Origin of the sequence: Nonomuraea jiangxiensis (genome assembly GCF_900099965.1) — a bacterium.
Lineage (GTDB): Bacteria > Actinomycetota > Actinomycetes > Streptosporangiales > Streptosporangiaceae > Nonomuraea > Nonomuraea jiangxiensis.
Genome location: NZ_FNDJ01000021.1, coordinates 20,287 through 42,137, shown reverse-complemented (window position 1 = coordinate 42,137; position 21,851 = coordinate 20,287). Strand labels below are relative to the sequence as shown.

The window sequence follows — 21,851 nt, the reverse complement described above, 5'->3', positions numbered from 1 at the left end:
ATTGAGCGGCGCCATTATGGCGGTCGTTGCGGAATCGTGATCAACATCATCGCAACTTTTCTTTACCCTTACGCGTCATTGCCGGTGACGTGCCCCGACTTGGGGCTTTTGGACGGGGAAGGAAGTTTGTTGTGAAGATGCGACGCCTAGCCGCAGGACTGGCGGCCGCCGCTCTGGGCGCCACGGTGGTGGCCACCGCCGCCTCGCCCGCGCTCGCGGACCCCGCGGGCCACACGACCCTGCAGTTCGACGCGGGTCCCGAGCCCGCGTGGCGCGGCAAGGCCATCACCCTCAGCGGCAAGCTGTCCGTGGAGTGTGACGGTGACTACATCAGCGGCATCGTCTCGGTGCACAAGGCCGACCACTGCAGGGGTTCGGAGCGCTGGCACCGCCTGGGCTGGAAGCGGATCGTGATCCTCTTCCAGCCGGCCGGCCACGGCAAGTGGGAATACGTCGACACGATCAAGACCGGCAGCAGGGGCTACTTCGAGACCAGGGTGCCCGCCCGTACGTCGGGCACGTGGCGCGCGGTCTTCGAGGGCTCCGGCCCGCTGGCGCCGGCGCAGGCCACCGACTGGGTCAAGGTCATCGGCCGCCGCTGACGCGACACCCGGACGCCCGGCCACCCAAGGCCGGGCGTCCGGCATGTCCGCCCCCGTCAGTACGACACCGCGACCTGCGCCCGGTGCCGGCGCGGCCGTTCGACCTCGTCGACCAGGGCCGCCGCCAGATCCGCGTACGAGAACACCGGATCGGCCGGGTCCTGCTCCGGCACCCGCCCGTCCCCGAACCGGTACCGCCCCGTCCCCGTGGCCTCGGCGTCGAGGATCACCGGCGGCGGCGCCAGTACCACCCAGTCCAGCCCGGACTCCGCGAGCACCGCCAGCTCCACGGCGTGCCCCAGCGAGAACGCCCGCGCCTCCGCCGGGAACCCAGGCGTGTCGATCAGCCGCACCCCGGGCGAGACCTCCAGCAGGGAGCCGATGCCGAGCGCGACCAGCCGCGACACCCCGGCCCGCCCGAGCCCCTCGGCGAGCGCCCGCGCGGCCGCGCCGTAGAACTCCTCGGACGGCATGTCGAGCCGCGCCGCCACCTGGATCGCCGCCCCGTGCCCCGCCGCCGTCTCCGCCACGCTGGCGGCATCGGTGACATCCCCGCCCACCACCCGAACCCGCCCACGCCGGTCGCCCACCCCGCCGCCCCGAAGCCCCACCGCGCCAGGTCCCTCCGCCCCACGGGCCTCCGCTCCACGGGCCTCCGCTCCACGGGCCTCCGCCCCACGGCCCTCCACCCTGGGTCCCTCCGCGCCGAGGACCGGCACCTCCGACAGATGCGCGTACCTGTCCGGATCCCGCACCACGGCGGTCACCTCGTGCCCCCGCCGCGCCGCCTCCGCGACCACCCGAACCCCGGCCCGCCCGCCGGCCCCGTACACCACGATCCTGCTCATCGCGCCATCACTCCGTTCGCCCGAAGCCCGGACGGACTCAGATCGGCCCGTCCACGCCGGAGACGGTAGATGGCGACCCCACGCTTTCCGCAACGATAGTGACCTGCCTACGATGGCGGGCATGCCGGAGCCGCTCGATCCAGACATGTTCGCCGGGTGCCCGCCCGTCGCCGCCCCCGTCCGCATCGGCGACAAGTGGACCGCGAAGATCATCCGCTGCCTGGAGCCGGGCCCGCGCCGTTTCACCGAGCTGCAGGTGCCGCTGCGCGGCATCACTCCGAAGGTGCTCACCGAGTCCCTGCGCGCCATGGAACGCGACGGCCTGCTGACACGCACCGCGTACGAGGAGATCCCGCCGCGCGTCGAGTACGCGCTGACCGACCTCGGCCGCAGCCTGCTCGCCCCCATGAACGCCGGCTGCGAATGGTCCCGGCGCCACCTGGCCGAGCTGATCCGGGCCCGCGAGACCTGGCACGCCACCGCCGCCCGGTAGCCGGGACGGGCGTTCACCCTGCCTCCGGCCAGCCGGGGAATCGATCTAGGATAAATGCGTTGTGCCTAGAGCGGGCGGTTTTGAGCCTCGGACGAATGCCGTCATAGTCTGGCCTTCGGGCCAAATGAACAGGAGGTGACGCCATGTTGCGAGACTCGTTCGGACGGGTGGCGACGGATCTGCGGGTGTCCCTCACGGACAAGTGCAACCTGCGCTGCACCTACTGCATGCCTCCCGAGGGTCTCGACTGGCTGCCGAACGCCCAGCTCCTCACGGCCGACGAGATCGTCCGCCTCGTCGCGATCGGCGTCGAACGCCTCGGCATCACGGAGGTGCGCTACACCGGCGGCGAGCCGCTGATCCGGCGCGAGCTGGTCGACATCGTCACCCGCACCGCCGCCCTCACGCCCAAGCCCCAGGTCTCGCTGACCACCAACGGCATCGGGCTGGCCCGCCTGGCGGGGCCGCTCGCGGAGGCCGGGCTGGACCGGGTCAACGTCTCGCTCGACACCCTCGACGCGGCCACGTTCAAGCGGCTCGCCCACCGCGACCGGCACGCCGACGTGATCGCCGGGCTGGCCGCCGCCGACGCCGCGGGCCTGCGCCCGGTCAAGGTGAACTCCGTGCTGATGCGCGGTGTCAACGAGCACGAGGCGGTGCCGCTGCTGCGGTGGTGCCTGGAGCAGGGCTATGAGCTGCGCTTCATCGAGCAGATGCCGCTCGACGCCCAGCACCGCTGGAGCCGCGACGACATGGTCACCGCCGACGAGATCCTCGACCTGTTGTCCGGCTCGTTCGACCTCACGCCCGACGACCTGGAGGAGCGGGGGAGCGCGCCCGCCGAGCGGTTCCTGGTGGACGGCGGCCCGTCCAGGGTGGGCGTGATCGGCTCGGTGACCCGCCCGTTCTGCGGCGCCTGCGACCGGGTCCGCCTCACCGCCGACGGCCAGGTGCGCAACTGCCTGTTCGCCACCGAGGAGTCCGACCTGAAGTCCGCGCTGCGCGCGGGCGCGTCCGACGAGGAGTTGGCCGCGCGCTGGATGGCGGCCATGGCGCGCAAGCGCGCCGGGCACGGCATCGATGACCCGTCCTTCCTCCAGCCGTCCAGGCCCATGTCCGCGATCGGCGGCTGAGCGACCCCCGGCGGACCGGCGCGGCCGGTCCAGAGCTCCTGCGAGGGGTACGCCGGGTGCCGTGGGGAAGGCCGTGATCTGATCGCGGACTGCCTGCGACACAATGGACGACCACCCGGAGGAGGCTCGTATGCACGTGCTCAACGAATGGACCGCGCTGGCCTGCAAGGAGCTGGGCATCGACCCGGCGACCGTGGACCGCGACCAGATCCTCGACCTGACCAAGGAGGTGGCTCACGGCGTCGCCAGGCCGGCCGCGCCGCTGACCGCCTACCTGCTCGGGCTAGCGCAGGGGTCAGGCAGCGCTCCGGAGGATGCCGTGGCCAGACTGACCACATTGGCGAAAAACTGGGGCGAAGCGACTACTGAGACGCTGACTGACAGCTGACACCCGAACGAACTCGTGATGTCAAGCTCCCTCCCGCCTGAAGATTTCCTGTGAATAACGAGGCGGGAGGGAGTGTAAACGATTTCGGGAAAGCGGTCCTATCCGATGACCGGCCCGAGCGCGCCCTTGATCGTTACGGGTCGCGGGTTTCCCCTGGAGGAAAGGGCGACGCCGGGTGGTTACGGGGGCAAACCACCCGGCGTCGCTTCATCGGCGTTCCGACGGGGGCCCGGAACGCCGGCACCAGCACTCCGACGGGGGACCGGAGCGCTTGGCTAAAGCGTACACCTACAACCCATGGGATGCGTCAAGACTTAGTCACGACCCGATCTCGCGTCGATGCAGCGGTATCTCGGTTTGGTTAGCCTCAGGCGACTGAAAGGTAGGAGGCGGGGCAGGCTTGCCCCTCTCATTGGCCCCGATTACGGCTATGTATGGCAAAAAGACCGCCGCCCCGATGAACAGCAGCCGGTACGGCCACGGCACCGGCACCACGACCGCCAGGATCAGGCAGATCGTCCGGATGCCCATCTTGATGAGGTAGCTGATCTCCCGCTTGCGGATGTCGGCCGACAGCGACGGCCCGGCGTCCGTGACCTGGTGGACAGCCTGCTTCTTACGCCACCCCTTCATACCTTCCACGGTAGACCTCGGAGGAGCCGCCCGCGAGTGCGCCCCTGGACGGGGACGAGGGTCATGCGATCATGGCCTTCTAGTAAGGAGGATGTGGAGATGACGGATCGAACGTATCGGGTCACCGAGATCGTGGGCACCTCGGCGGAAAGCGTGGATCAGGCCATCCGCAACGGGGTCAAGCGGGCCTCGCAGACCCTGCGCCACCTCGACTGGTTCGAGGTGACGGAGATCCGCGGATACCTCGACGCGGGCGAGGTCGCGCACTTCCAGGTCGGCATGAAGGTGGGCTTCCGCCTCGAGGACGCGTGATCCACGGGTGACACGGCGGGCGCCGGAAGGCACACTACGACCATGCGAACCCCTGCGGTGGCGGTGTTGTCGGCCCTCGTGCTGGCGTCAGCGGCGGCATGCGCGCCTGAGAGCCCCTCAGAGGCTCCGGTGCCGCTGAGCCGCTCCGCGCGGCCGGCGCCCCCCTCCGCGGCCGTCCAGGAGGTTCTCAGCCAGACGCGGGACGAGATCAGCCGGACGGCGGCCACCCTGCGCCAGGTGGACGACATGCCGCTGTACGAGATGACCTACCACGGCCGCTACGACGCCGAGGCCCCGCTCACCGAGGCGGAGCTGGCCCGGCGCGGGGACGGCTGGGCGTGCTCGCTGTTCCACCGCCCCGGCGAGTTCGGCAGGAACTTCGACTGGGACCCCAACCCCGCCATGATCGTCCACAACGACCCGCGGGACGGCTACGCCTCGGTGTCCATGGCCGACGTCTCCTACCTGTTCCCGCCGGGGGCCAAGCCGGACCTGAGCGCCCCGCAGGACCGGCGGCGGCTGGCGCACGCGGTGCTGACCCCGTTCGACGGCATGAACGAGCAGGGGCTCGTCATCGGCCTGGCCCAGGCGCCCGACGCGCGGTTACCCGACCCGGCCCCGGGCCGCACCACCGTGAGCGGCGTGCGGATCATCAGGCTGATCCTCGACCGGGCCGCGACCGTGTCCGAGGCGATCGCCCTGATGGGCCGCTACAACCTGGACTTCACCGGCGGCCCCCAGCTCCACTACCTGATCGCCGACCGGGCGGGCAGGTCCGCGGTCGTCGAATTCGGCGAGGGCCGCCTCAACGTCATCGACGACCGCTATCTCACCAACATCACGATGACCGGCGCCGACCGGGCCGCCAAGCTGTCCGACGCCCGCTACCGCAAGCTCGCCGAAGGCGCGGGGACCGAGGCGATGGAGCTGCTCAGGAGGGTCGCCCAGGTGCACACCAGGTGGTCGGTCGTCTACGACCAGGACGACCTCACCGCCCGGCTCGTCACGGCTCAGAAGTGGGACCGCGTGCACGACGTGCGCCTCTCGGCGGCGGGCGGCAGCGGCTAGCGTGAGCGACGAGTTCGGCATCCTGCCGGTCTGCACGGCGGACATCTGCCGCTCCGCGATGGCGGAGGTGATCACCCGGGCGATGCTCCGCTCCACGGCCCAGCCCATGGCCGTTCCCATGACGGTGGCCGGCGCGGGGGTGTCCGCACCGACCGGCCACGCCATGGCGCCGCACGCGATCACGACGCTCGACCGGCTGGGCCTCGACCCGGCCGCCGAGCGCCGCCACCCGCGCCGGGCCGCTCAGCTCGCCTGGCTGACCGTCGACATGTTGAAGTCCGGCACCCGCACCGCGGGCATGACCGTGCGCTGGAAGTAGTCGTTCCACTCCCGGGGCAACGTGCGCTCGCTCGCCCCCACCTCGGTCATCCGCCCGAGCAGGTCCACCGGGCTCTCGTTGAACCGGAAGTTGTTCACCTCGCCGACCACCTCGCCGTTCTCGACCAGGTAGACCCCGTCCCTGGTCAGCCCCGTCAGCAGCAGCGTCTGCGGATCGACCTCCCGGATGTACCACAGGCAGGTGACCAGCAGCCCGCGCCGGGTGCCGGCGATCATCTCCTCCAGCGACCGCCCGCCGGCCGGCCCCTCCATGATCAGGTTGTCGATCCCCGGCGTCACCGCCAGCCCGCTCAGCTCCGCCGAGTAGCGCGTCTGCAGCAGCGCCTCCAGCCGCCCGTCCCTGATCCAGTCGGTCGGCCCCAGCGGCAGCCCGTTGTCGAAGACCGAGCTGTCCCGGCCGGAGGCGTGCGCCGCCACGAACGGCGCGCACGCGATCCCCGCCGCGCCCGGATCGCTGGACAGCGACACGGGCAGCGTGGCGAGCCGCTCGCCCACCCGCGTGCCGCCGCCCGGCCTGGAGAACACCGAACGCCCGTCGAGCGCGTCCCTGGCCCCCGACGACCAGTACATGTAGATCATCAGGTCGGCCACCGCGCCCGGCGGCAGCAGCGTCTCGTAGCGCCCCGCGGGCAGGTCCACCCTGGTCCTGCCCCAGTCCAGGCGCCGCGCGAGCGCGGACCCGAGCGCGGTCACGTCCACGTCCGTGAAGTCCCGCGTGGACACGCCCGTCCACGCCGAGCGCTTCAGGTCGGAGGACTTGGCGTTGAGCTCCAGCCGCCCGGTGGGCTGGTCGTGCCGCAGCCGCAGGCCGCTGGACGTGCCGAGGAACGTCGAGGTCAGCGAGTGCTCCGCGAATCCGTACAGTCTCCTGCCGCCCGCCTCCGCGTCCGCGAACGCCTCGCCGAGCGCGGGCGCGAACCTCTCGAACACCCCGAAGTCGGTCGGCCGTATCTCCTCGTCCCAGTGCGGTGAGGCCGGCACGCCCTCGACGAGCGCGCGGGCGTCCTCGGCGGGCTGCGCCGCGCGTGCCGCCGCGTCGGCCGCGGCCACCACGTCGGCGAGCTGCTCCTCGCGTACGGCCGCCCGCGACACCACCCCGACCCCCTGCCCCGCGATCGAGATCACGGTCAGCCGGGACGACCGGGCCACGCCGTTGGTCGTCAGCGTGTTGCCCGCGAACCGCAGGTTGGCCGTGGACTCCTCGTCCACCAGCACCACGCAACCGTCATTGGCGGACAGCTCCAGCGCCCGCTCCACCATCCCCTGCGGAGAGACCTGGACCGGCATGCCGGGCGTTCCCTCCGGGAATCCGCGCTCGCCGAGCTCGCTCACTTTCCACCCTCCTGCACGGTGTTGAGGATCCGCACGCCCCTGAACAGCGCCGCCGGACAGCCGTGGCTGACCGGCGCGACCTGCCCCGGCTGGCCCTTGCCGCAGTTGAACGCGCCCCCGAGCACGTAGGTGCCCGGCCCGCCGACGGCCTCCATCGACTGCCAGAAGTCCGTCGTCGTCGCCTGGTAGGCGAAGTCCCTGACCTGCCCGGCCAGCCTCCCGTTCAGGATCCGGTACGCCCGCTGCCCGGTGAACTGGAAGTTGTAGCGCTGCATGTCGATCGACCAGCTCTTGTCACCGACGATGTAGAGGCCGCGCTCGACCCCGGCGATCAGCCCGTCGGTCGACGGCCCGCCGGGCGCCGCGGCCAGCGACACGTTGGCCATGCGCTGGATCGGCATGTGCCCCGGCGAGTCGGCGAACGCGCACCCGTTGGACCGCCCGAACCCCTGCATCAGCGCCATCCGCCGGTCGAGCTGGTAGCCCACCAGGATGCCGTCCTTGATGATGTCGAAGCTCTGCCCCTGCACGCCCTCGTCGTCGAACCCGACCGTCGCCAGGCCGTGCGTCACCGTCCTGTCGCCGGTCACGTTCATCGCCGGCGAGCCGTAGACCAGCTCGTTGAGCTGCTCGAACGTGGCGAAACTGGTGCCCGCGTAGGCCGCCTCGTAGCCGAGCGCCCGGTCCAGCTCGGTGGCGTGGCCGACGGACTCGTGGATCGTCAGCCACAGGTTGGACGGGTCGATCACCAGGTCGTAGTCGCCGGCCTCGACCGAGGGCGCCGCCAGCTTCTCCGCCAGCAGCTCGGGCAGCCTGGCCAGCTCGGCCTGCCAGTCCCAGCCGGTGCCCGTCAGGTATTCGTAGCCGCGGCCGACCGGCGGCGCGATGGTCGACATGTCGTCGAAGCCGCTTTCGCCCGCCTTCATCGCGTTGAGCCTCGGGTAAACCCGCACCCGCTGCTGCGTGGTGACCGTGCCGGCGGTGTCGGCGTAGAACTTCTGCTCCTTGACCTGCAGCAGCCGCGCGGAGACGTGGTCGGCGCCTTGCAGCAGCCCGGCCGACCACTCCGCCAGCAGGCTCACCTTCTCGGCCGCGGCCACCTCGAACGGGTCGACGTCGTAGGCCGACACCCACACGGCCTCGGCGTGCACCGGCTCCTGGGCCAGCTCGATGGGCTCCCGGTTGACGGGCGCGCTCACCTCCGCCACCCGCACCGCCTGCTCGGCCACCGTGGCGGCCGCCTCGGCGGTCAGGTGGATGCCCGCGGCGAACCCCCAGGTGCCGCCCTTGACGACGCGGACGGCGTAGCCGAGGTCGTCAGCGTCCATGGCGCCTTCGAGCCGGGCATCATAGAGACTGAGCGTCTCCGCTCGTACACGTTCGAGCCTGAAATCGGCGTGCTCGGCGCCGAGGTCGCGGGCGCGCTGGAGAGCGGCGTCCGCGAGCCGCCGCAGCGGCAGTTCCAGGAAGTCGGGATCGATCTGGCGCATGTCCACGATCCTAACCCTGTGATCTTGTGCCACCCGGACAAGCGGATACTCGCCGGTAGGGGATAGCGTCAGATGCCATGGCACGTTCTGTACTCGTCACCGGGGGCAACCGGGGCATCGGCCTCGCCATCGCCCGTGAACTCTCCGCGAACGGCGACGCCGTCGCCGTCACCTACCGATCGGGGGAGCCGCCCGAGGGCCTGTTCGGCGTGCGCTGTGACGTCACGAGCACGGCCGACGTCGAGGCCGCGTTCGACAAGGTCGAGGCCCAGCAGGGCCCGGTCGAGGTGCTCGTCTCCAACGCCGGCGTCACCAAGGACACGCTGCTGGCGATGATGAAGGAAGACACCTTCACCGACGTGATCGACACCAACCTGACCGGCGCCTACCGCGTCGCCAAGCGGGCCATCCGGCCCATGATGAGGCTCAAGCGCGGCCGGATCATCCTCATCTCCTCCGTGATCGGCCTGTCCGGCCAGGCGGGCCAGGCCAACTACGCCGCCTCCAAGGCGGGCCTGATCGGCTTCGCCCGCTCGCTGGCGCGCGAATACGGCTCGCGCAACATCACCGTGAACGTGGTCTCGCCCGGCTTCGTCGCCACCGACATGACGGCCGAGCTCGACCACGACACGATCGTCTCCACCATCCCTCTCGGGCGGCAGGCCAGGCCCGAAGAGGTGGCACGCGTCGTCCGCTTCCTGGCAGGCGACGACGCCTCCTACATCACCGGGGCCGTGATCCCGGTCGACGGCGGACTCGGAATGGGGCACTGACGGTGGGAATTCTCGAAGGCAAGCGGATCCTGGTCACCGGCGTCCTCACGGACGCCTCGATCGCGTTCTCGGTGGCCAGGCTGGCCCAGGAGGAGGGCGCCACGGTCGTGCTCACCGGCTTCGGCCGCCTGAGCCTGGTGGAGCGCATCGCCAAGCGCCTGCCGGGCCCGGCGCCCGTCCTGGAGCTCGACGTACAGAACACCGAGCACCTCGACACCCTGGCGGCCCGGGTGGGCGAGCACGTGGACGGCCTCGACGGCGTGGTCCACTCGATCGCCTTCGCCCCGCAGACGGCCCTCGGCGGCAACTTCCTCCACACCTCCTGGGAAGACGTCGCCACCGCCGTCCAGGTCTCCACCTACTCCTTCAAGTCCCTGGCGGTGGCCTGCCTCCCCCTGATGAAGGAGGGCGGCGCGGTGGTCGGCATCGACTTCGACGCCTCCAAGGCCTGGCCGGTCTACGACTGGATGGGCGTGGCCAAGGCGGGCCTGGAGTCCTGCAACCGCTACCTGGCGCGTGACCTGGGCCCGCACAACATCCGGGTCAACCTGGTGGCGGCCGGCCCGCTGCGCACGATGGCGGCCAAGTCGATTCCGGGCTTCAAGGACTTCGAGGACAGCTGGCCGGACAAGGCCCCCCTGGGCTGGGACCTGGCGGACACGACCCCGGCCGCCAAGGCCTGCGTCGCCCTGATGTCCGACTGGTTCCCTGCCACCACGGGCGAGATCGTCCACGTGGACGGCGGCGTCCACGCCATCGGCTGACCCGCTGACCCCGCACCCCGGACCGGCCGCGTGAGCCGTGTCCGGGGGGGCGGGTCAGGCCAGGCGGTGGCGGCTGTTGCCGGCCCGGGCCGGCTCGAAGGGGATCGACTCCACCGGCTCCTTGCGGTGCCGCCGCTGCTGCACGATCCGGGTGGCCAGCACCGCCGAGCCCAGCAGGGCGATCGTCAGCGCCGTGCCCAGCACGTCGGAGGCGGGAGGGCTCGGCCGGACCACCCGCCGGTCCTGCATCGGCACCGTCAGCTCGTGCGCGAACGGGTTGGGCCACAGCAGATCGACCCGCGGCTCCTCCGCCGAGGCCGTCTCCTTCTTCTGCACCGGCCGCGCGGTCTCGGTGAGCTGCGGCCGGCTCTCCGGCCGCGCCTGCGTCCTGGTGGGCGTCGGCGGCGACGGCTCCACGCGCCCCTCACGCGGCGGCCGGCGCGAGTGCCCGGCCGAGGGGGTGGGCGACAGCGTGCCGGCCGTGTCCGCCTCCCGCCCGTCGCAGGCCAGCACCGGCAGGCACACCTCCTTGAGCGTCTCGGGCACCAGCCCGTCGCTCGTGATCGTCGGCACGGGTGAGGAGTCGGCGCGCCGGGAGGGGGAGGCATCGGCCGTCGGCACGGCCTCGCCGACCTTGCCCAGCACCTCGTCGGTGGTCTTCTCCACGCCTTCGGTCACCGGGTCGGTCGTCCCGCCCGTGAGGGTGCCCACGGTTCCCGTGACCGCGTTCACGACGTCGCACAGGGCGTTGGTCACTCCCGAGAGCAGACCCCCGTCGCGCGTGCAATCCTGCGCTGCCGCCGACGCGGCCGGAGCCGCCATCGGGACGGCCGCCAGCGCCACCGCGAGAACTCCGGCCGAGATCGCGGTTCTGCTCCCCATCCGTCCCCTCCTGCGTCGCTTCCGGGGGAAATCTTTATGGACATCGCGCGTCAGACGCAGGCGTTTGCCGGGTAAAGTTGCGATTCGGTATCGAGTAGTGATACGCGAGTGTCCCTCCGCTTCCGGGTCAGTCGAGTGACGACACGTCATCAAGGGCCTCTCGGATCTCTATGGGCAGCACGACGTCCTCGGCCGGGAGGGCCCCGGTGAGCTGCGCGTGCGTACGGGCTCCGACGATGGCCGAGGCCACCCCCGGCTGGTCGCGCACCCAGGACAGGGCCACGGCCACGGGGGAGACGCCGAGCCCGTCGGCGGCGGTCATGACGGACTCGACGACCCGGCGGCTGCGCTCGTCGAGATAGGGGCGGACGAAGTCGGCGAAGTGCGGGGTGGCGGCACGCGAGTCGGAGGGGATGCCGGTGCGGTATTTGCCGGTCAGCACCCCGCGGCCCAGCGGTGACCAGGCCAGCACGCCGACGCCGAGGTGGGCGGCGGCGGGCAGCAGCTCGCGTTCGGGCTCGCGGGCGAGCAGCGAGTATTCGGCCTGGGCCGAGGTGATCGGGATGCGGCCGGGGATCATCTTCTGGGTGACCGCGGCGGCCGCGAGCTGCCAGCCGGCGTAGTCGCAGACGCCCGCGTAGACGGCCCGGCCGGAGGAGACGATGGCGTCCAGCGCGGCCAGGGTCTCTTCGAGGGGCACCTCGGCATCGTACGTGTGGAGCTGCCACAGGTCGACGTAGTCGAGCCCGAGCCGGTTGAGCGACTCGTCGACCGCGGCGATCAGGTGGCGTCTGGAGGCGTCGCGCGGCCTGCGGCCGTTCGGCGTCACCACGGCCTTGGTGGAGATCACCAGCTCCGAGCGGGGCACGGAGTCGCGCAGCAACCGGCCCAGCAGGCGCTCGGAGTCGCCGCCGGTGTAGACGTCGGCCGTGTCGACGAGGTTTCCGCCCGCCTCGAGGAACGTGCGGAGCTGGGCCGCCGCCTCGTCCCCGTCGGTGTCACGCCCCCAGGTCATCGTGCCGAGTCCCAGCCGGGACACCGACAGCCCGCTGTGGCCGACATAGCGCTGCTCCATGATCCCGCCAGGTTACCGTTCAGGCCGATGAAACGTTGTGATCGACGCCTGCGACACTTGATGCGTGACCACGCTGCTTCTGGCCCGGCACGGGCTGACGGATCTCACCGGGCCGGTGCTGGCCGGCCGCACCCCGGGGGTGCACCTGAGCGAGGCGGGCCGGGCGCAGGCCGCCGCGCTCGCCGGGCGCGTCGCGGGCGTCAGGCTCGACGCCATTGTCTCCAGCCCGCTCGAACGCTGCAGGGAAACGGCCGAGGCGGTCGCCGCGGACCGCGACACGGAGGTGGCGATCGACGAGGGCTTCATCGAGTGCGGCTACGGCACATGGACCGGCCGGCCACTGAAGGAGCTCGCCCAGGAGCCGTTGTGGCAGGTCGTCCAGGCCCACCCGAGCGCCGCGACGTTTCCGGAGGGGGAGTCGCTGGCCGAGATGCAGCACCGGGCCGTCGCGGCGGTCCGGGGGTGGAATCAACGCCTCGGGGAGAAGGCTGTCTACCTGGTTTGCAGCCATGGCGACGTGATCAAGGCGATCGTCGCGGACGCTCTGGGCCTCCATCTCGATCACTTTCAACGGATAACAGCTGATCCGGCGGCTCTCACCGTCATTCGCTATGCCCCCTTGCGTCCCTTTATTCTCAGGCTTAACGATATGGGGGAATTGCGGCTTCCTGAGGATTCGGAGGAGAAAGACGGGGGAGAAAACATCACCGGGAGCGATGCCGCCGTCGGCGGTGGACCCGGAACCACGTAAGGTCAGGCTATGCCGGTCTTCGACTACGACCCACCAGAGAGGTTCGTCGCTGGCGCCTTGGGGCAGCCGGGCGCACGGGTCTTTTATCTGCAGGCAAGGGCCGAGGGCAGACTGACCACGGTGGCGCTGGAGAAACTGCAGGTCGCCGCGCTGGCGGGCAGGCTCGACGAGCTGCTCGACGAGGTGCTGCGGCTGAGCGGGGGGACCGCGGGGGTGCCCGCCATGGCCCCGGCCGACCTGAAGGACGAGGAGCCTCTCGACGTGCCCGTCGCGGAGGACTTTCGCGTCGGCACCATGGCGCTGGCCTGGGACGCGGAGAGATCGCAGGTGGTGATAGAAGCACAGGAGGTCGCCGACGAGGACGACCTTGAGAGTCCCGACCCCGCGGTGCTGCGTGTGCGCATCAGCGCGGGGGCGGCGCGTGCCTTCACCCAGCGGGCCCTCCAGATCGTCGCGGCGGGCCGACCGCCGTGCCCCCTCTGCGGACAGCCGCTCGACGCCGCCGGGCACGTCTGTGTCAGGCTCAACGGCTACCGCGGGGGTGAGGCGGCTTCATGACCGCTCCGGAGAGCGAACCGGCCATCAAGCCCACCCAACCCCCGGTCACGGACGAAGACGCGCTCACGTTGCTGCGTGACGGCCGCCTCGAAGTGGCGGGGCGCCTCGTCGAGGCCACCAACATGACGCTCTACTGCTCGGTCAAGATGGGCTCCCGCTCGGCCGCCTGCGTCTACAAGCCGGTGCGGGGCGAGCGGCCGCTGTGGGACTTCCCCGACGGCACCCTCGCCGCCCGTGAGGTGGCCGCGTTCGAGGTGTCGCAGGCGACCGGCTGGCGCATCGTGCCTCCCACGGTCTACCGCGAGGGGCCCTTCGGGCCCGGCATGTGCCAGCTCTGGATCGACACCGAACGCGAGATCGACCTCATGCGGCTGGTCAGGAGCCGCAACCCGGTCGTGCGCCGGATGGCGGTGTTCGACGCGGTGGTCAACAACGCCGACCGCAAGGGCGGCCACCTGCTGCCGCTGCCCACCGGGCACGTCTACGGGGTCGACCACGGGGTCTGCTTCTCCGTCGAGGACAAGCTCCGCACGGTGTTGTGGCAGTGGCGAGGCAAGCCGCTGGCCCGCGAGGCGGTGGCGGTGCTGGCCAAGCTGGAGCGCGACCTGGAGTCCGGCTCGCTCGGGCGCAGGCTGCGCGAGCTGCTGTCGCTGGCCGAGGTGGAGGCCACCTGGCAACGGGTCAGGAGGCTGCTGGACACCGGCGTGCACCCCTACCCGTCAGAGGGCTGGCCCGCCATCCCCTGGCCACCCATCTAGCCCACGCCCCAGCCAGAACCGGCCGCCCTGGTCACATCGGCTCCGGGCGGCCCGCCCTGCCATGCCCGCGCCGCCCTGGTCACTTCGGCTCCGGGCGGCCCGCCCTGCCATGCCCGCGCCCCCCGCGGACCGGCGGCCCGGCTGAGGGGCATCCGCTGTCGGTCGGCCTGAACGCTTTTATTACTCTTTGCCCATGTGCACGCTGATCGTGAGAACCGGGCGGCCGCTGACGCTCATGGGCGTCAGGGACGAGTTCGCCGACCGTCCGTGGGAGGGGCCGGGGGAGCACTGGCCGGAATACCCGGGTGTGATCGGCGGGCGCGACCTCAAGGCGGGCGGCACCTGGCTGGCCGTCAACCCGGTGGCCCGCCGTGCCGCCGCCCTGCTCAACGGCCACGGCACGCCCGCCGCGGAGGTGAGCAGGGTCTCGCGGGGCGATCTGGCGCTGCGGGCGGCGTACACGGGGGAGCCGCCCACGGCCGGCCTGACCCGCTACGACCCCTTCCATCTGGTGATCGCCGACCTGGCCGGGGTACGGCTGCTGAGCTGGGACGGGCGGCGGACGGCCGCCTCCGGCCTGCCCGAGGGCACCAGCATGGTGGTCAACTCGGGTCTGGATCCGGCGAGCGAGCGGGTGGCCGCGTACCTGCCCAGGTTCGAGACCGAGCCCTGGAAGGAGCTGATCACGGCGGAGCCGTCGTCCGAGCCGGACGCGCTCATCGTCCGGCACGAGCTGCCCGACGGCCGCGTGTTCGCCTCCCTGGCGGTGATGGAAGTGACGCTCACGCCCGACGGTGTGACGTACGACTTCACCGACCTGACCGCCGATTGGGATAGATAGGCTCAAGGACATGAGATCGTGGTCTGCCCCGAACATCCCGAAACTCCCAGGTGAGAGCGTTCCACTGCGGCTCTACGACACCTCCGCCAAGCAGGTGAGGCAGACCGACCCGGGCCCGACCGCCAGGATGTACGTCTGCGGCATCACCCCCTACGACGCCACCCACCTCGGCCACGCCAACACCTACCACGCCTTCGACCTCGTCGGCCGGATCTGGCGTGACGCGGGCCACGAGGTCCACTACACGCAGAACACCACCGACGTCGACGACCCGCTGCTGGAGCGGGCGGCCCAGACCGGCGTCGACTGGCGGCGGCTGGCCGAGCGGGAGATCGAGCTGTTCCGCGGCGACATGGAGGCGCTGCGGATCGTGCCGCCGCGCGACTACGTCGGCGTCACGGAGGTCGTCGGCCGGGTCGCGGACCTGATCTCCAAGCTCGCCGCCAAGGGCGTCACGTACGACCTCGACGGCGACGTCTACTTCAGCGTGGCCGACGCCCCCAAGTTCGGCCAGGTGTCCGGCTACGACGAGGCCCAGATGCTGGCCCTGTTCGCCGAGCGCGGTGGCGACCCGGACCGACCGGGCAAGCGGCACCCGCTCGACTGGCTGCTGTGGCGGGCCGAGCGGCCCGGCGAGCCCGTCTGGGACACCTCCCTGGGCCGGGGCCGCCCCGGCTGGCACATCGAGTGCAGCGCCATCGCCCTCGACAACCTGGGCGCCGGCTTCGACCTCGCGGGCGGCGGCTCCGACCTGATCTTCCCCCACCACGAGTGCGGCGCCTCGGAGGGCCACGCCGCCACCGGCGAATGGCCGTTCGCGAAGCTCTATGTGCATACGGGGATGGTCGCCCTCCACGGCGAGAAGATGTCCAAGTCCAAGGGCAACCTGGTCTTCGTCTCCAAGCTGCGCCGGGAACACGACCCGATGGCCGTCCGGCTCGTCCTGCTGGCCCACCACTACCGCGCGGACTGGGAGTACGTGCCCGAGATGATCGGCGCCGCCGAGCACAGGCTGGCGCGGTGGCGCTCGGCCGTCGCGCTGCCCTCCGCGCCGCGCGCCGGTGACCTGCTGGCCACGGTGCGCGAGCGCCTGGCCGACGACCTCGACTCGCCGGCGGCGGTGGCCGCCGTCGACGCCTGGGTCGAGCGGGCCCTGGCCGAGGGCGGCCCAGACGCGTCCGCCCCCGCCCTGGTCAAGGACCTGGCCGACGCCCTGTTCGGCATCACGCTCTGACCCGCCCCCGGCTGTCGCAGCACCACCTCTGAGCCCCGCGCACCTCGTGGCGCGGGGCTTTGTCATGCGCCCGTGAACCGCTGAACGAGCGCCGCCCCTGGACAGCGCCCGCACCTGTCCCTAGGCTGATTGTCAGCAGTACTGATTATTCGCCTTTCTGATGGATGGACTCATGATTCTGATCACCGGCGGGCTCGGCTTCATCGGCACGCACACCACCCGCGCGCTGCTCGACCTGGGCGAGTCCTGCGTGCTCGTCCAGCGCCGGGCCGCCACGACCCCCGGCCACCTCCCCGCCGACCGCGTCTTCGTCGAGCAGGCCGACCTCGCCGACCTGAAGGCCCTGCTGGACGTCGGCCGCCGCCACGACATCACCGGCATCGTGCACCTCGCTGGATCCATGCCCTGGCCGCCGGGCGCGCACGAACCGCTCGAAGGGGCGCGCGGGGCACTCGACACCCTGTTCAACGTGTTCGAGGCCGCCCGGGAATGGCAGGTGCGCCGGGTCGGCGTGGCCAGCACGATCGGCGTGTACGGCGGCGTCACGGCCGAGAGCCCGCTTCCCGAGGACGTGCCGCTGCCGCTGACGGCCGGCCACCCGATCCCGGCCTTCAAGAAGGTGGGCGAGCTGATCAGCGACCACCTGGCCGGCACCATGGGCCTCGACGTGGTCAACTACCGCATCGGCGCCATCTGGGGCCCGCTCGGCCACACCCCGTCGCGGTTCTTCGGCGCGCCGCAGCTCGTGCACGCGGCGGCCGCCGGCACCGTCCCCGACCTGTCCACGGTGATCGCGGGCCGCCGCGCGGGCGACGGGACCGACCTGTGCTACGTCAAGGACTGCGGGCGGGCCATCGCGCTGCTGCAGCTCGCGGACCGGCTGCGGCACCGCACGTACAACGTGGCCTCCGGGCGGGCCACCACCAACGGCGAGGTCGCCGCGGCGATCCGGAGGATCGTCCCGGACGCCCGGGTGGACCTGCCCGAGGGCCGCGACGCCCCGCCGATGTGGCTCGACATCAGCCGGCTGCGCGCGGACACCGGCTACGAGCCCGCCTACGACACCGAGCGGGCCGTCGCCGACTACCTCGCCTGGCTGCGCGCGGGCAACCCGCGCTGAAGCCCCGGCCCGGCGGCTCAGACCTGGAGCTCTTCGAACCCTTCGGCCGTGGCCAGCTCCGCGGAGAACCACTCGATCGTCCGCTTCAGGCCCTCCTCGGCCGGCACCCTGGCCTGCCAGCCCAGCCGCTCGGCCGCCAGCGACGTGTCGGGGCGGCGTACCTTGGGGTCGTCGGCCGGCCGGTCGATGAACTCGATCTCCGACGACGACCCGGCCAGGTCCCTGATCATCGTGGCCAGCTCCAGCATGGTCAGCTCCTTCGGGTTGCCGATGTTGACCGGGCCGGTGAAGTCGCTTCGAGCCATGGCCAGGATGCCGGACACGGTGTCGTCGACGTAGCAGATGGAGCGCGTCTGCGAGCCGTCCCCGGTGATGGTGATCGGCTCGCCCGTCAGCGCCTGCCGGATGAACGTCGGTATCGCCCGGCCGTCGAAGGGCCGCATACGGGGCCCGTAGGTGTTGAAGATGCGCACGATGCCGGTGTCGGTGCCGCGCGAGTGGTGGTAGGCGGTGGTCAGGGACTCGGCGAAGCGCTTGGCCTCGTCGTAGACGCTGCGCGGGCCGACCGGGTTGACGTTGCCCCAGTACGTCTCCCGCTGGGGGTGTTCGAGGGGATCGCCGTACACCTCGCTGGTCGAGGCCAGCAGGAACCTGGCGCCCTTCTCCCTGGCCAGGCCCAGCGCGTGCAGCGTGCCGACGCTGCCCACCCGCAGGGTCTCGATCGGGTAGCGCAGGTAGTCGGCGGGCGAGGCGGCCGAGGCGAAGTGCAGGACCAGGTCCAGTCGCCCGCCGACGTGTACGTAGCCGGTCAGGTCGCACTCGACGATCCGGAACTCCGGCCGGTCGATCAGGTGCTCGACGTTGCGCGGCCCGCCGGTCAGGAAGCTGTCCATGCAGACCACCTCCGCCCCCTCGTCCAGCAGCCGCTCGCACAGGTACGAACCCAGGAACCCGGCGCCTCCGGTGACCAGAGCCCTCATGACGTGACCTCCAAGGCAGCGTCGACCACTTCGGAAACCTCGATCCGCAGCAGGCCGGGATCCACCCGTTCGCCGTGCGGATCACCGCTCCGCCCCGCCCACAGCGCCACATGACGCCAGCCGGGCGGCGGACCCCACAACGACGGCGAGACCGGCCCGAACAGCACCACCGACGGCACGCAGAACGCCGTCGCCAGGTGCGCCACGCCGGTGTCACCGCAGACCACCAGCTTCGACCTGCTGACCAGGTCGATCAGGTCGCCCAGGGACGTACGCCCGGCCAGCATGCGCTCCGGCGGCAGCCCCGCCAGCTCGGCGACCCGCTCGGCCAGCGGCACCTCCTCGGCGTTGCCGGTGACGACCACGTCGTCCAGCTCGGCGGCGACCTCGGCGAAACGCTCCGGCGGCCAGCGGCGGGCCGGGTAGGCCGCCCCCGGGTGCACGATCGCCGGGCCGGTCCGGTCCGAGACGCCCAGCGTCAGGTCCCCGGGGTCGGCGCGGATGCCGTACCACTCCAGCAGGCCGCACCAGCGCCGCACCTCGTGCACCCCGTCCTGCCACGCGGGCCCGGTGCCGAAGCTGATCAGCCGCCCCGGGTCGGTGCGCCGCAGCGCGTCGATGCTCTGCGGGCCCCGCCCGTGCAGGTTCACCGCGATGTCCGGCCGCTCGAACGGCACCGGACCCGGCCCCCGCACGTCCACCTGGGCGTCCACCGCGCCGGTCAGCGGCAGCAGGGCCTCCAGCGCCCGCGGTGCCGCCAGCGTGATCCGGTGCCCGGGGAACGCCTGGCGCAGCGCCCGCAGCGCGGGCACGGCCGTGAGCAGGTCGCCCAGGCCGAGCCCGCGCAGCACGAGCAGGTTCAGGGCCATGACGTCTCCGTGGACGGGCAGACCACGAGCTCCCTCACCTCGCATCCGGCCGGCTGCCGCAGCGCGAACACCACCGCCTGCGCCACGTCCGCCGGGTCGTTCAACCCTGCCTCCGGCCCCGGTTTGTACTGCTCGGGCCGCCCGTCGAAGAAGCTCGTCCGCATGCCGCCGGGGATGAGCAGCGTCACCCCCACCTCCCCGCGCAGCTCGATGGCCAGCCCCCTGGTGAAGCCGACCACGCCGAACTTCGACGCCGAGTACGCCGACGCGTCGCTGAGCGGCCGCAGCCCCAGCGTGGAGGCGCAGGTGACGACCTTGCCCCGGGAGTGCTTCAGGTACGGCAGCGCCGCCCGCACGACGGCGGCCGTGCCCAGCAGGTTCACCTGGATGACCCGCTCCCAGTCGGCGGCGGGCACGTCCTCCAGGCGGCCGCACGCGTCGATGCCCGCGGCCGTGACCACACCGTCCAGCCCGCCGGCGCGCTCGGCGAGCTCGCGTACCGCCCGCTCGGCTTCCCCTCTGTCGGCCAGGTCGGCGACGACATGTTCGAAACGCTGGTCCGGCCGGCGGACGTCGACGACCAGCGGCCGCCAGCCCTCCTTCTCCACGGCCTCCGCGGTGGCGCGGCCGAGCCCGGAGGCGCCGCCGGTGATCAATATGTTCATCGGATCTCCCTGATCAGGTTCGTTGTCGAACGGCCCGGCAGCATGCTCAGCACGACGGTCTCCGCGCCGAGCCTGCCGAGGACCTCGGATTCGGGCAGCAGCTCCCCTTCGTACTCGCCGCCCTTCACCCACACGTCGGGGCGCAGCAGCTCGATCACGGCCGCGGGGGTGTCCTCCTCGAACACCTGCACCGCGTCCACGCAGCTCAGCGCCCTGAGCACCTCGACCCGGTCGCGCACGTCCACGATGGGCCGGGTGGGGCCCTTCAGCCTGCGCACCGAGTCGTCGGAGTTGACGCAGACGATGAGCGCGTCGCCCAGCGCCCTGGCCCGCCGCAGCAGGCTCACGTGGCCCGCGTGCAGCAGATCGAAGCAGCCGCCGGTGGCGATCAGGCGGCCGCCGTACCCGCGGGTCAGCCGGGCCACCTCGACCGCCGTACGCGGCCGGTCGCCCAGCCGCTGCTCCTGGACCCGGACGGCGGCGGCCCCGCCGCGCTCCACGAAACGCGAGGCCGCGTCCACGCCGGCGGTGACCGCGTCCACGACGCCGGCGCCGTCGCGCAGCGCCAGCGCCGCGGCGCCGGCGAACCGGTCGCCCGCGCCGCACGCGTCCCGGCCGCCGGCCGTCACCGGCGGCCGCACCGTGGTCAGCGGGCCGCCCTCGACGGCCAGTACGGCCCCGCGCGCTCCCGTCGTGACGGCCACCGCCCCGGCCCGCATGTCCCGCACCAGGCGGCGGGCCGCCTGATCGGGGCCGTGGTAACCCGGGCACCACCCGCGCGCCTCCGCCTCGCTCGGCGTCAGCAGCGCGCAGCCCGGTGGCGGCCGCTCGCCCCGGGGATGCGGGTCCCACACCACCGGTACGGACACGTCGCGCAGCAACTCGCGGGCCATCCTGGCGACGCCCCTGCCGTAGTCCGACACGAGCACCACGCCGGCGCGGGCGATCGCCTCGCGGGCCTCCTGGCTGGGGGCGTACCGGGCCAGGCCGTCGCCGGTGTCCAGCCTGAGCAGCGTCTGGCCGCCGGACCTGACCCTGGCCTTGCGCACGGTACGGCCGTGCAGCGGCAGCCGTACGAGATCGACCTCCTCCGACAGCAGCCCGCACAGGCGGTGGCCGTCGGCGTCGTCGCCGATCGCCGTGATGAGCACGACGTCCGCGCCGTCGCGGGCCGCCAGCAGCGCGGCCAGCCCGGCCCCGCCCGGCCGCGCCTGCTCGGCGGCCACGTCGACCACCGGAACCGGCGCATCCGGACAGAGCCGCTCAGCCGCCCCCTCGACATCCACGTCCAGCAAGGTGTCCCCGACCACCACGATCGGCCCCGTCACAGCGTCTCTTTGTCGAGCTGCGCTCGGTGTGCTGTGGCGGATGTCCTCGCTTCGCTGCGGATCCGTCACAGCGCGCCCTCCAGCGCATCGCAGAGGAGGTGGATCAGGGCCAGGTGGACCTCCTGGACGGTGGCCGTCTCCTCGGCGGGAACGGCGATCGCCTCGTCGCAGAGGTCGGCCAGCGGGTTCGGCGCGGGACCCGTCATGGACCAGGACACGATCCCGAGCTCCTGCGCCGCCCGGGCGGCGGCCAGCACGTTCGGGCTGCCACCGCTGGTGGACAGGCACAGCAGCACGTCTCCCGCGCGGCCGTGCGCCCGCACTTGGCGGGCGTACACCTCCTCGACCCCGTAGTCGTTGGCGATGGCCGTCAGCGACGAGCCGTCGGCGTGCAGCGGGATGGCCGCGTACGGCCGCCGGTCGTCCCTGAACCGGCCGACCAGCTCGGCCGTCAGGTGCTGCGCCTCGGCCGCCGAGCCGCCGTTGCCGCAGGCCAGCAGCCTGCCCCCGGCGCTCAGCACCCCGGCCAGCTTGCCGCCCCAGGCCCGGATGGTGACGACGTGGTCGTCGACCTTCTCCAAGGCGTTCGAGAGCTTTTCCAGATGAGCATCCATG

26 protein-coding genes are annotated in these 21,851 nt (G+C 72.0%); 15 read left to right on the top strand and 11 right to left on the bottom strand.

The window, feature by feature from the left end; all coding sequences use genetic code 11:
- Positions 1–131: 131 nt before the first annotated feature.
- Entirely contained in the window at positions 132–602 is a 471-nt protein-coding gene (locus tag BLS95_RS37065; protein WP_090942694.1) for a hypothetical protein, read from the top strand.
- A gap of 56 nt (positions 603–658) precedes the next feature.
- On the opposite strand, the gene BLS95_RS37060 is transcribed toward BLS95_RS37065, so the two are convergent.
- Positions 659–1,450: an NAD(P)-dependent oxidoreductase gene (locus BLS95_RS37060; RefSeq protein WP_090942691.1), complete on the bottom strand. Its 792-nt coding sequence runs from the start codon at positions 1,448–1,450 to the stop codon at positions 659–661.
- Positions 1,451–1,571: 121 nt separating this feature from the next.
- Here BLS95_RS37060 and BLS95_RS37055 point away from each other — a divergent pair, with 121 nt between their 5' ends.
- The 3 genes from BLS95_RS37055 to BLS95_RS37045 all read left to right on the top strand — a co-directional run bounded on the left by BLS95_RS37055 (position 1,572) and on the right by BLS95_RS37045 (position 3,464).
- Entirely contained in the window at positions 1,572–1,943 is a 372-nt protein-coding gene (locus tag BLS95_RS37055; RefSeq protein ID WP_090943073.1) for a winged helix-turn-helix transcriptional regulator, read from the top strand.
- A 143-nt stretch (positions 1,944–2,086) separates the two neighbouring features.
- On the top strand, positions 2,087–3,076 hold the full coding sequence (moaA, locus tag BLS95_RS37050; RefSeq protein WP_090942688.1) for a GTP 3',8-cyclase MoaA: 990 nt from the start codon (positions 2,087–2,089) through the stop codon (positions 3,074–3,076).
- 130 nt (positions 3,077–3,206) lie between these two features.
- Positions 3,207–3,464 (top strand): DUF6457 domain-containing protein, encoded by a 258-nt coding sequence (locus BLS95_RS37045; RefSeq protein WP_090943070.1) that lies wholly within the window; start codon positions 3,207–3,209, stop codon positions 3,462–3,464.
- Between the two features lie 318 nt (positions 3,465–3,782).
- On the opposite strand, the gene BLS95_RS37040 is transcribed toward BLS95_RS37045, so the two are convergent.
- Positions 3,783–4,097, bottom strand: a complete 315-nt coding sequence (locus tag BLS95_RS37040) for a DUF3099 domain-containing protein (RefSeq protein ID WP_090942685.1) — start codon at positions 4,095–4,097, stop codon at positions 3,783–3,785.
- Between the two features lie 99 nt (positions 4,098–4,196).
- Between BLS95_RS37040 and BLS95_RS37035 the strand changes: the two genes are divergently transcribed.
- Genes BLS95_RS37035 through BLS95_RS37025 form a run of 3 tightly spaced genes read left to right on the top strand, consistent with a single transcriptional unit; the run spans position 4,197 to position 5,796 of the window.
- Complete coding sequence (locus BLS95_RS37035) at positions 4,197–4,409, top strand: dodecin (protein WP_090942682.1); 213 nt, start codon at positions 4,197–4,199, stop codon at positions 4,407–4,409.
- 42 nt (positions 4,410–4,451) lie between these two features.
- Positions 4,452–5,477 carry a linear amide C-N hydrolase gene (locus BLS95_RS37030; RefSeq protein ID WP_245765503.1) on the top strand — a complete coding sequence of 342 codons (1,026 nt, stop codon included), beginning with the start codon at positions 4,452–4,454 and terminating at the stop codon, positions 5,475–5,477.
- Between the two features lies 1 nt (position 5,478).
- A complete protein-coding gene (locus tag BLS95_RS37025) occupies positions 5,479–5,796 on the top strand; it encodes an arsenate reductase/protein-tyrosine-phosphatase family protein (protein WP_090942675.1) in 318 nt (105 codons plus the stop codon).
- Here BLS95_RS37025 and BLS95_RS37020 read toward each other — a convergent pair.
- Positions 5,721–7,103 carry a metallopeptidase TldD-related protein gene (locus BLS95_RS37020; protein WP_090943067.1) on the bottom strand — a complete coding sequence of 461 codons (1,383 nt, stop codon included), beginning with the start codon at positions 7,101–7,103 and terminating at the stop codon, positions 5,721–5,723. The genes BLS95_RS37025 and BLS95_RS37020 overlap by 76 nt on opposite strands.
- A 41-nt stretch (positions 7,104–7,144) precedes the next feature.
- Complete coding sequence (locus BLS95_RS37015) at positions 7,145–8,638, bottom strand: TldD/PmbA family protein (RefSeq protein ID WP_090942672.1); 1,494 nt, start codon at positions 8,636–8,638, stop codon at positions 7,145–7,147.
- 77 nt (positions 8,639–8,715) lie between these two features.
- On the opposite strand from BLS95_RS37015, the gene BLS95_RS37010 reads away from it, so the two are divergent.
- Together BLS95_RS37010 and fabI are read left to right on the top strand one after the other, a co-directional pair.
- Complete coding sequence (locus BLS95_RS37010; protein WP_090942669.1) at positions 8,716–9,411, top strand: beta-ketoacyl-ACP reductase; 696 nt, start codon at positions 8,716–8,718, stop codon at positions 9,409–9,411.
- A 2-nt stretch (positions 9,412–9,413) separates the two neighbouring features.
- Positions 9,414–10,175, top strand: a complete 762-nt coding sequence (gene fabI, locus BLS95_RS37005) for an enoyl-ACP reductase FabI (RefSeq protein ID WP_090942664.1) — start codon at positions 9,414–9,416, stop codon at positions 10,173–10,175.
- 54 nt (positions 10,176–10,229) lie between these two features.
- Here fabI and BLS95_RS37000 read toward each other — a convergent pair whose 3' ends face one another.
- Together BLS95_RS37000 and BLS95_RS36995 are read right to left on the bottom strand one after the other, a co-directional pair.
- Entirely contained in the window at positions 10,230–11,057 is an 828-nt protein-coding gene (locus tag BLS95_RS37000) for a hypothetical protein (RefSeq protein WP_090942658.1), read from the bottom strand.
- Positions 11,058–11,184: 127 nt separating this feature from the next.
- The gene (locus BLS95_RS36995; protein WP_090942655.1) at positions 11,185–12,132 is read right to left on the bottom strand and encodes an aldo/keto reductase; all 948 of its coding nucleotides are present in this window, start codon (positions 12,130–12,132) and stop codon (positions 11,185–11,187) included.
- Positions 12,133–12,196: 64 nt separating this feature from the next.
- Here BLS95_RS36995 and BLS95_RS36990 point away from each other — a divergent pair, with 64 nt between their 5' ends.
- From BLS95_RS36990 to BLS95_RS36965, 6 genes are all read left to right on the top strand, one after another.
- On the top strand, positions 12,197–12,883 hold the full coding sequence (locus BLS95_RS36990; protein WP_090942653.1) for an MSMEG_4193 family putative phosphomutase: 687 nt from the start codon (positions 12,197–12,199) through the stop codon (positions 12,881–12,883).
- A 9-nt stretch (positions 12,884–12,892) separates the two neighbouring features.
- On the top strand, positions 12,893–13,441 hold the full coding sequence (locus BLS95_RS36985; RefSeq protein ID WP_090942650.1) for a DUF3090 domain-containing protein: 549 nt from the start codon (positions 12,893–12,895) through the stop codon (positions 13,439–13,441).
- Positions 13,438–14,199, top strand: a complete 762-nt coding sequence (locus tag BLS95_RS36980; RefSeq protein ID WP_090942648.1) for an SCO1664 family protein — start codon at positions 13,438–13,440, stop codon at positions 14,197–14,199. The genes BLS95_RS36985 and BLS95_RS36980 overlap by 4 nt, the downstream gene beginning before the upstream one ends.
- A 193-nt stretch (positions 14,200–14,392) precedes the next feature.
- Positions 14,393–15,040 (top strand): NRDE family protein, encoded by a 648-nt coding sequence (locus BLS95_RS36975; protein ID WP_090942645.1) that lies wholly within the window; start codon positions 14,393–14,395, stop codon positions 15,038–15,040.
- Between the two features lie 10 nt (positions 15,041–15,050).
- Positions 15,051–16,274 carry a cysteine--1-D-myo-inosityl 2-amino-2-deoxy-alpha-D-glucopyranoside ligase gene (mshC, locus tag BLS95_RS36970; RefSeq protein ID WP_090942643.1) on the top strand — a complete coding sequence of 408 codons (1,224 nt, stop codon included), beginning with the start codon at positions 15,051–15,053 and terminating at the stop codon, positions 16,272–16,274.
- Positions 16,275–16,446: 172 nt separating this feature from the next.
- Entirely contained in the window at positions 16,447–17,394 is a 948-nt protein-coding gene (locus BLS95_RS36965) for an NAD-dependent epimerase/dehydratase family protein (protein WP_090942640.1), read from the top strand.
- Between the two features lie 17 nt (positions 17,395–17,411).
- On the opposite strand, the gene BLS95_RS36960 is transcribed toward BLS95_RS36965, so the two are convergent.
- The 5 genes from BLS95_RS36960 to BLS95_RS36940 form a co-directional block, all read right to left on the bottom strand.
- Positions 17,412–18,374, bottom strand: coding sequence for a UDP-glucuronic acid decarboxylase family protein (locus BLS95_RS36960; RefSeq protein WP_090942638.1), 963 nt, complete (start codon positions 18,372–18,374; stop codon positions 17,412–17,414).
- Positions 18,371–19,243 carry a glycosyltransferase family 9 protein gene (locus tag BLS95_RS36955; protein ID WP_090942635.1) on the bottom strand — a complete coding sequence of 291 codons (873 nt, stop codon included), beginning with the start codon at positions 19,241–19,243 and terminating at the stop codon, positions 18,371–18,373. Before BLS95_RS36955 ends, BLS95_RS36960 begins: the two co-directional genes overlap by 4 nt.
- Positions 19,234–19,908: an SDR family oxidoreductase gene (locus tag BLS95_RS36950; protein WP_090942631.1), complete on the bottom strand. Its 675-nt coding sequence runs from the start codon at positions 19,906–19,908 to the stop codon at positions 19,234–19,236. Before BLS95_RS36950 ends, BLS95_RS36955 begins: the two co-directional genes overlap by 10 nt.
- Positions 19,905–21,236 carry a PfkB family carbohydrate kinase gene (locus BLS95_RS36945; RefSeq protein ID WP_090942628.1) on the bottom strand — a complete coding sequence of 444 codons (1,332 nt, stop codon included), beginning with the start codon at positions 21,234–21,236 and terminating at the stop codon, positions 19,905–19,907. The genes BLS95_RS36950 and BLS95_RS36945 overlap by 4 nt, the downstream gene beginning before the upstream one ends.
- 65 nt (positions 21,237–21,301) lie before the next feature.
- Complete coding sequence (locus BLS95_RS36940) at positions 21,302–21,850, bottom strand: D-sedoheptulose-7-phosphate isomerase (RefSeq protein WP_090942625.1); 549 nt, start codon at positions 21,848–21,850, stop codon at positions 21,302–21,304.
- Between the last annotated feature and the right edge of the window lies 1 nt (position 21,851).

Excerpts from the sequence above, each read along its gene's own strand:
- BLS95_RS37000 (WP_090942658.1), bottom strand. The coding sequence starts at position 11,057 with ATGGGGAGCAGAACCGCGATCTCGGCCGGAGTTCTCGCGGTGGCGCTG.
- BLS95_RS36995 (WP_090942655.1), bottom strand. The coding sequence starts at position 12,132 with ATGGAGCAGCGCTATGTCGGCCACAGCGGGCTGTCGGTGTCCCGGCTG.
- BLS95_RS37060 (WP_090942691.1), bottom strand. The coding sequence starts at position 1,450 with ATGAGCAGGATCGTGGTGTACGGGGCCGGCGGGCGGGCCGGGGTTCGG.
- BLS95_RS36950 (WP_090942631.1), bottom strand. The coding sequence starts at position 19,908 with ATGAACATATTGATCACCGGCGGCGCCTCCGGGCTCGGCCGCGCCACC.
- BLS95_RS37020 (WP_090943067.1), bottom strand. The coding sequence starts at position 7,103 with ATGCCGGTCCAGGTCTCTCCGCAGGGGATGGTGGAGCGGGCGCTGGAG.
- moaA (WP_090942688.1), top strand. The coding sequence starts at position 2,087 with ATGTTGCGAGACTCGTTCGGACGGGTGGCGACGGATCTGCGGGTGTCC.
- BLS95_RS37045 (WP_090943070.1), top strand. The coding sequence starts at position 3,207 with ATGCACGTGCTCAACGAATGGACCGCGCTGGCCTGCAAGGAGCTGGGC.
- BLS95_RS37010 (WP_090942669.1), top strand. The coding sequence starts at position 8,716 with ATGGCACGTTCTGTACTCGTCACCGGGGGCAACCGGGGCATCGGCCTC.
- BLS95_RS36960 (WP_090942638.1), bottom strand. The coding sequence starts at position 18,374 with ATGAGGGCTCTGGTCACCGGAGGCGCCGGGTTCCTGGGTTCGTACCTG.
- BLS95_RS36985 (WP_090942650.1), top strand. The coding sequence starts at position 12,893 with ATGCCGGTCTTCGACTACGACCCACCAGAGAGGTTCGTCGCTGGCGCC.
- BLS95_RS36955 (WP_090942635.1), bottom strand. The coding sequence starts at position 19,243 with ATGGCCCTGAACCTGCTCGTGCTGCGCGGGCTCGGCCTGGGCGACCTG.
- BLS95_RS37015 (WP_090942672.1), bottom strand. The coding sequence starts at position 8,638 with ATGCGCCAGATCGATCCCGACTTCCTGGAACTGCCGCTGCGGCGGCTC.
- BLS95_RS36980 (WP_090942648.1), top strand. The coding sequence starts at position 13,438 with ATGACCGCTCCGGAGAGCGAACCGGCCATCAAGCCCACCCAACCCCCG.
- mshC (WP_090942643.1), top strand. The coding sequence starts at position 15,051 with ATGAGATCGTGGTCTGCCCCGAACATCCCGAAACTCCCAGGTGAGAGC.
- BLS95_RS36940 (WP_090942625.1), bottom strand. The coding sequence starts at position 21,850 with ATGGATGCTCATCTGGAAAAGCTCTCGAACGCCTTGGAGAAGGTCGAC.
- BLS95_RS36965 (WP_090942640.1), top strand. The coding sequence starts at position 16,447 with ATGATTCTGATCACCGGCGGGCTCGGCTTCATCGGCACGCACACCACC.
- BLS95_RS37035 (WP_090942682.1), top strand. The coding sequence starts at position 4,197 with ATGACGGATCGAACGTATCGGGTCACCGAGATCGTGGGCACCTCGGCG.
- BLS95_RS36975 (WP_090942645.1), top strand. The coding sequence starts at position 14,393 with ATGTGCACGCTGATCGTGAGAACCGGGCGGCCGCTGACGCTCATGGGC.
- BLS95_RS37040 (WP_090942685.1), bottom strand. The coding sequence starts at position 4,097 with ATGAAGGGGTGGCGTAAGAAGCAGGCTGTCCACCAGGTCACGGACGCC.
- BLS95_RS37055 (WP_090943073.1), top strand. The coding sequence starts at position 1,572 with ATGCCGGAGCCGCTCGATCCAGACATGTTCGCCGGGTGCCCGCCCGTC.
- BLS95_RS37030 (WP_245765503.1), top strand. The coding sequence starts at position 4,452 with ATGCGAACCCCTGCGGTGGCGGTGTTGTCGGCCCTCGTGCTGGCGTCA.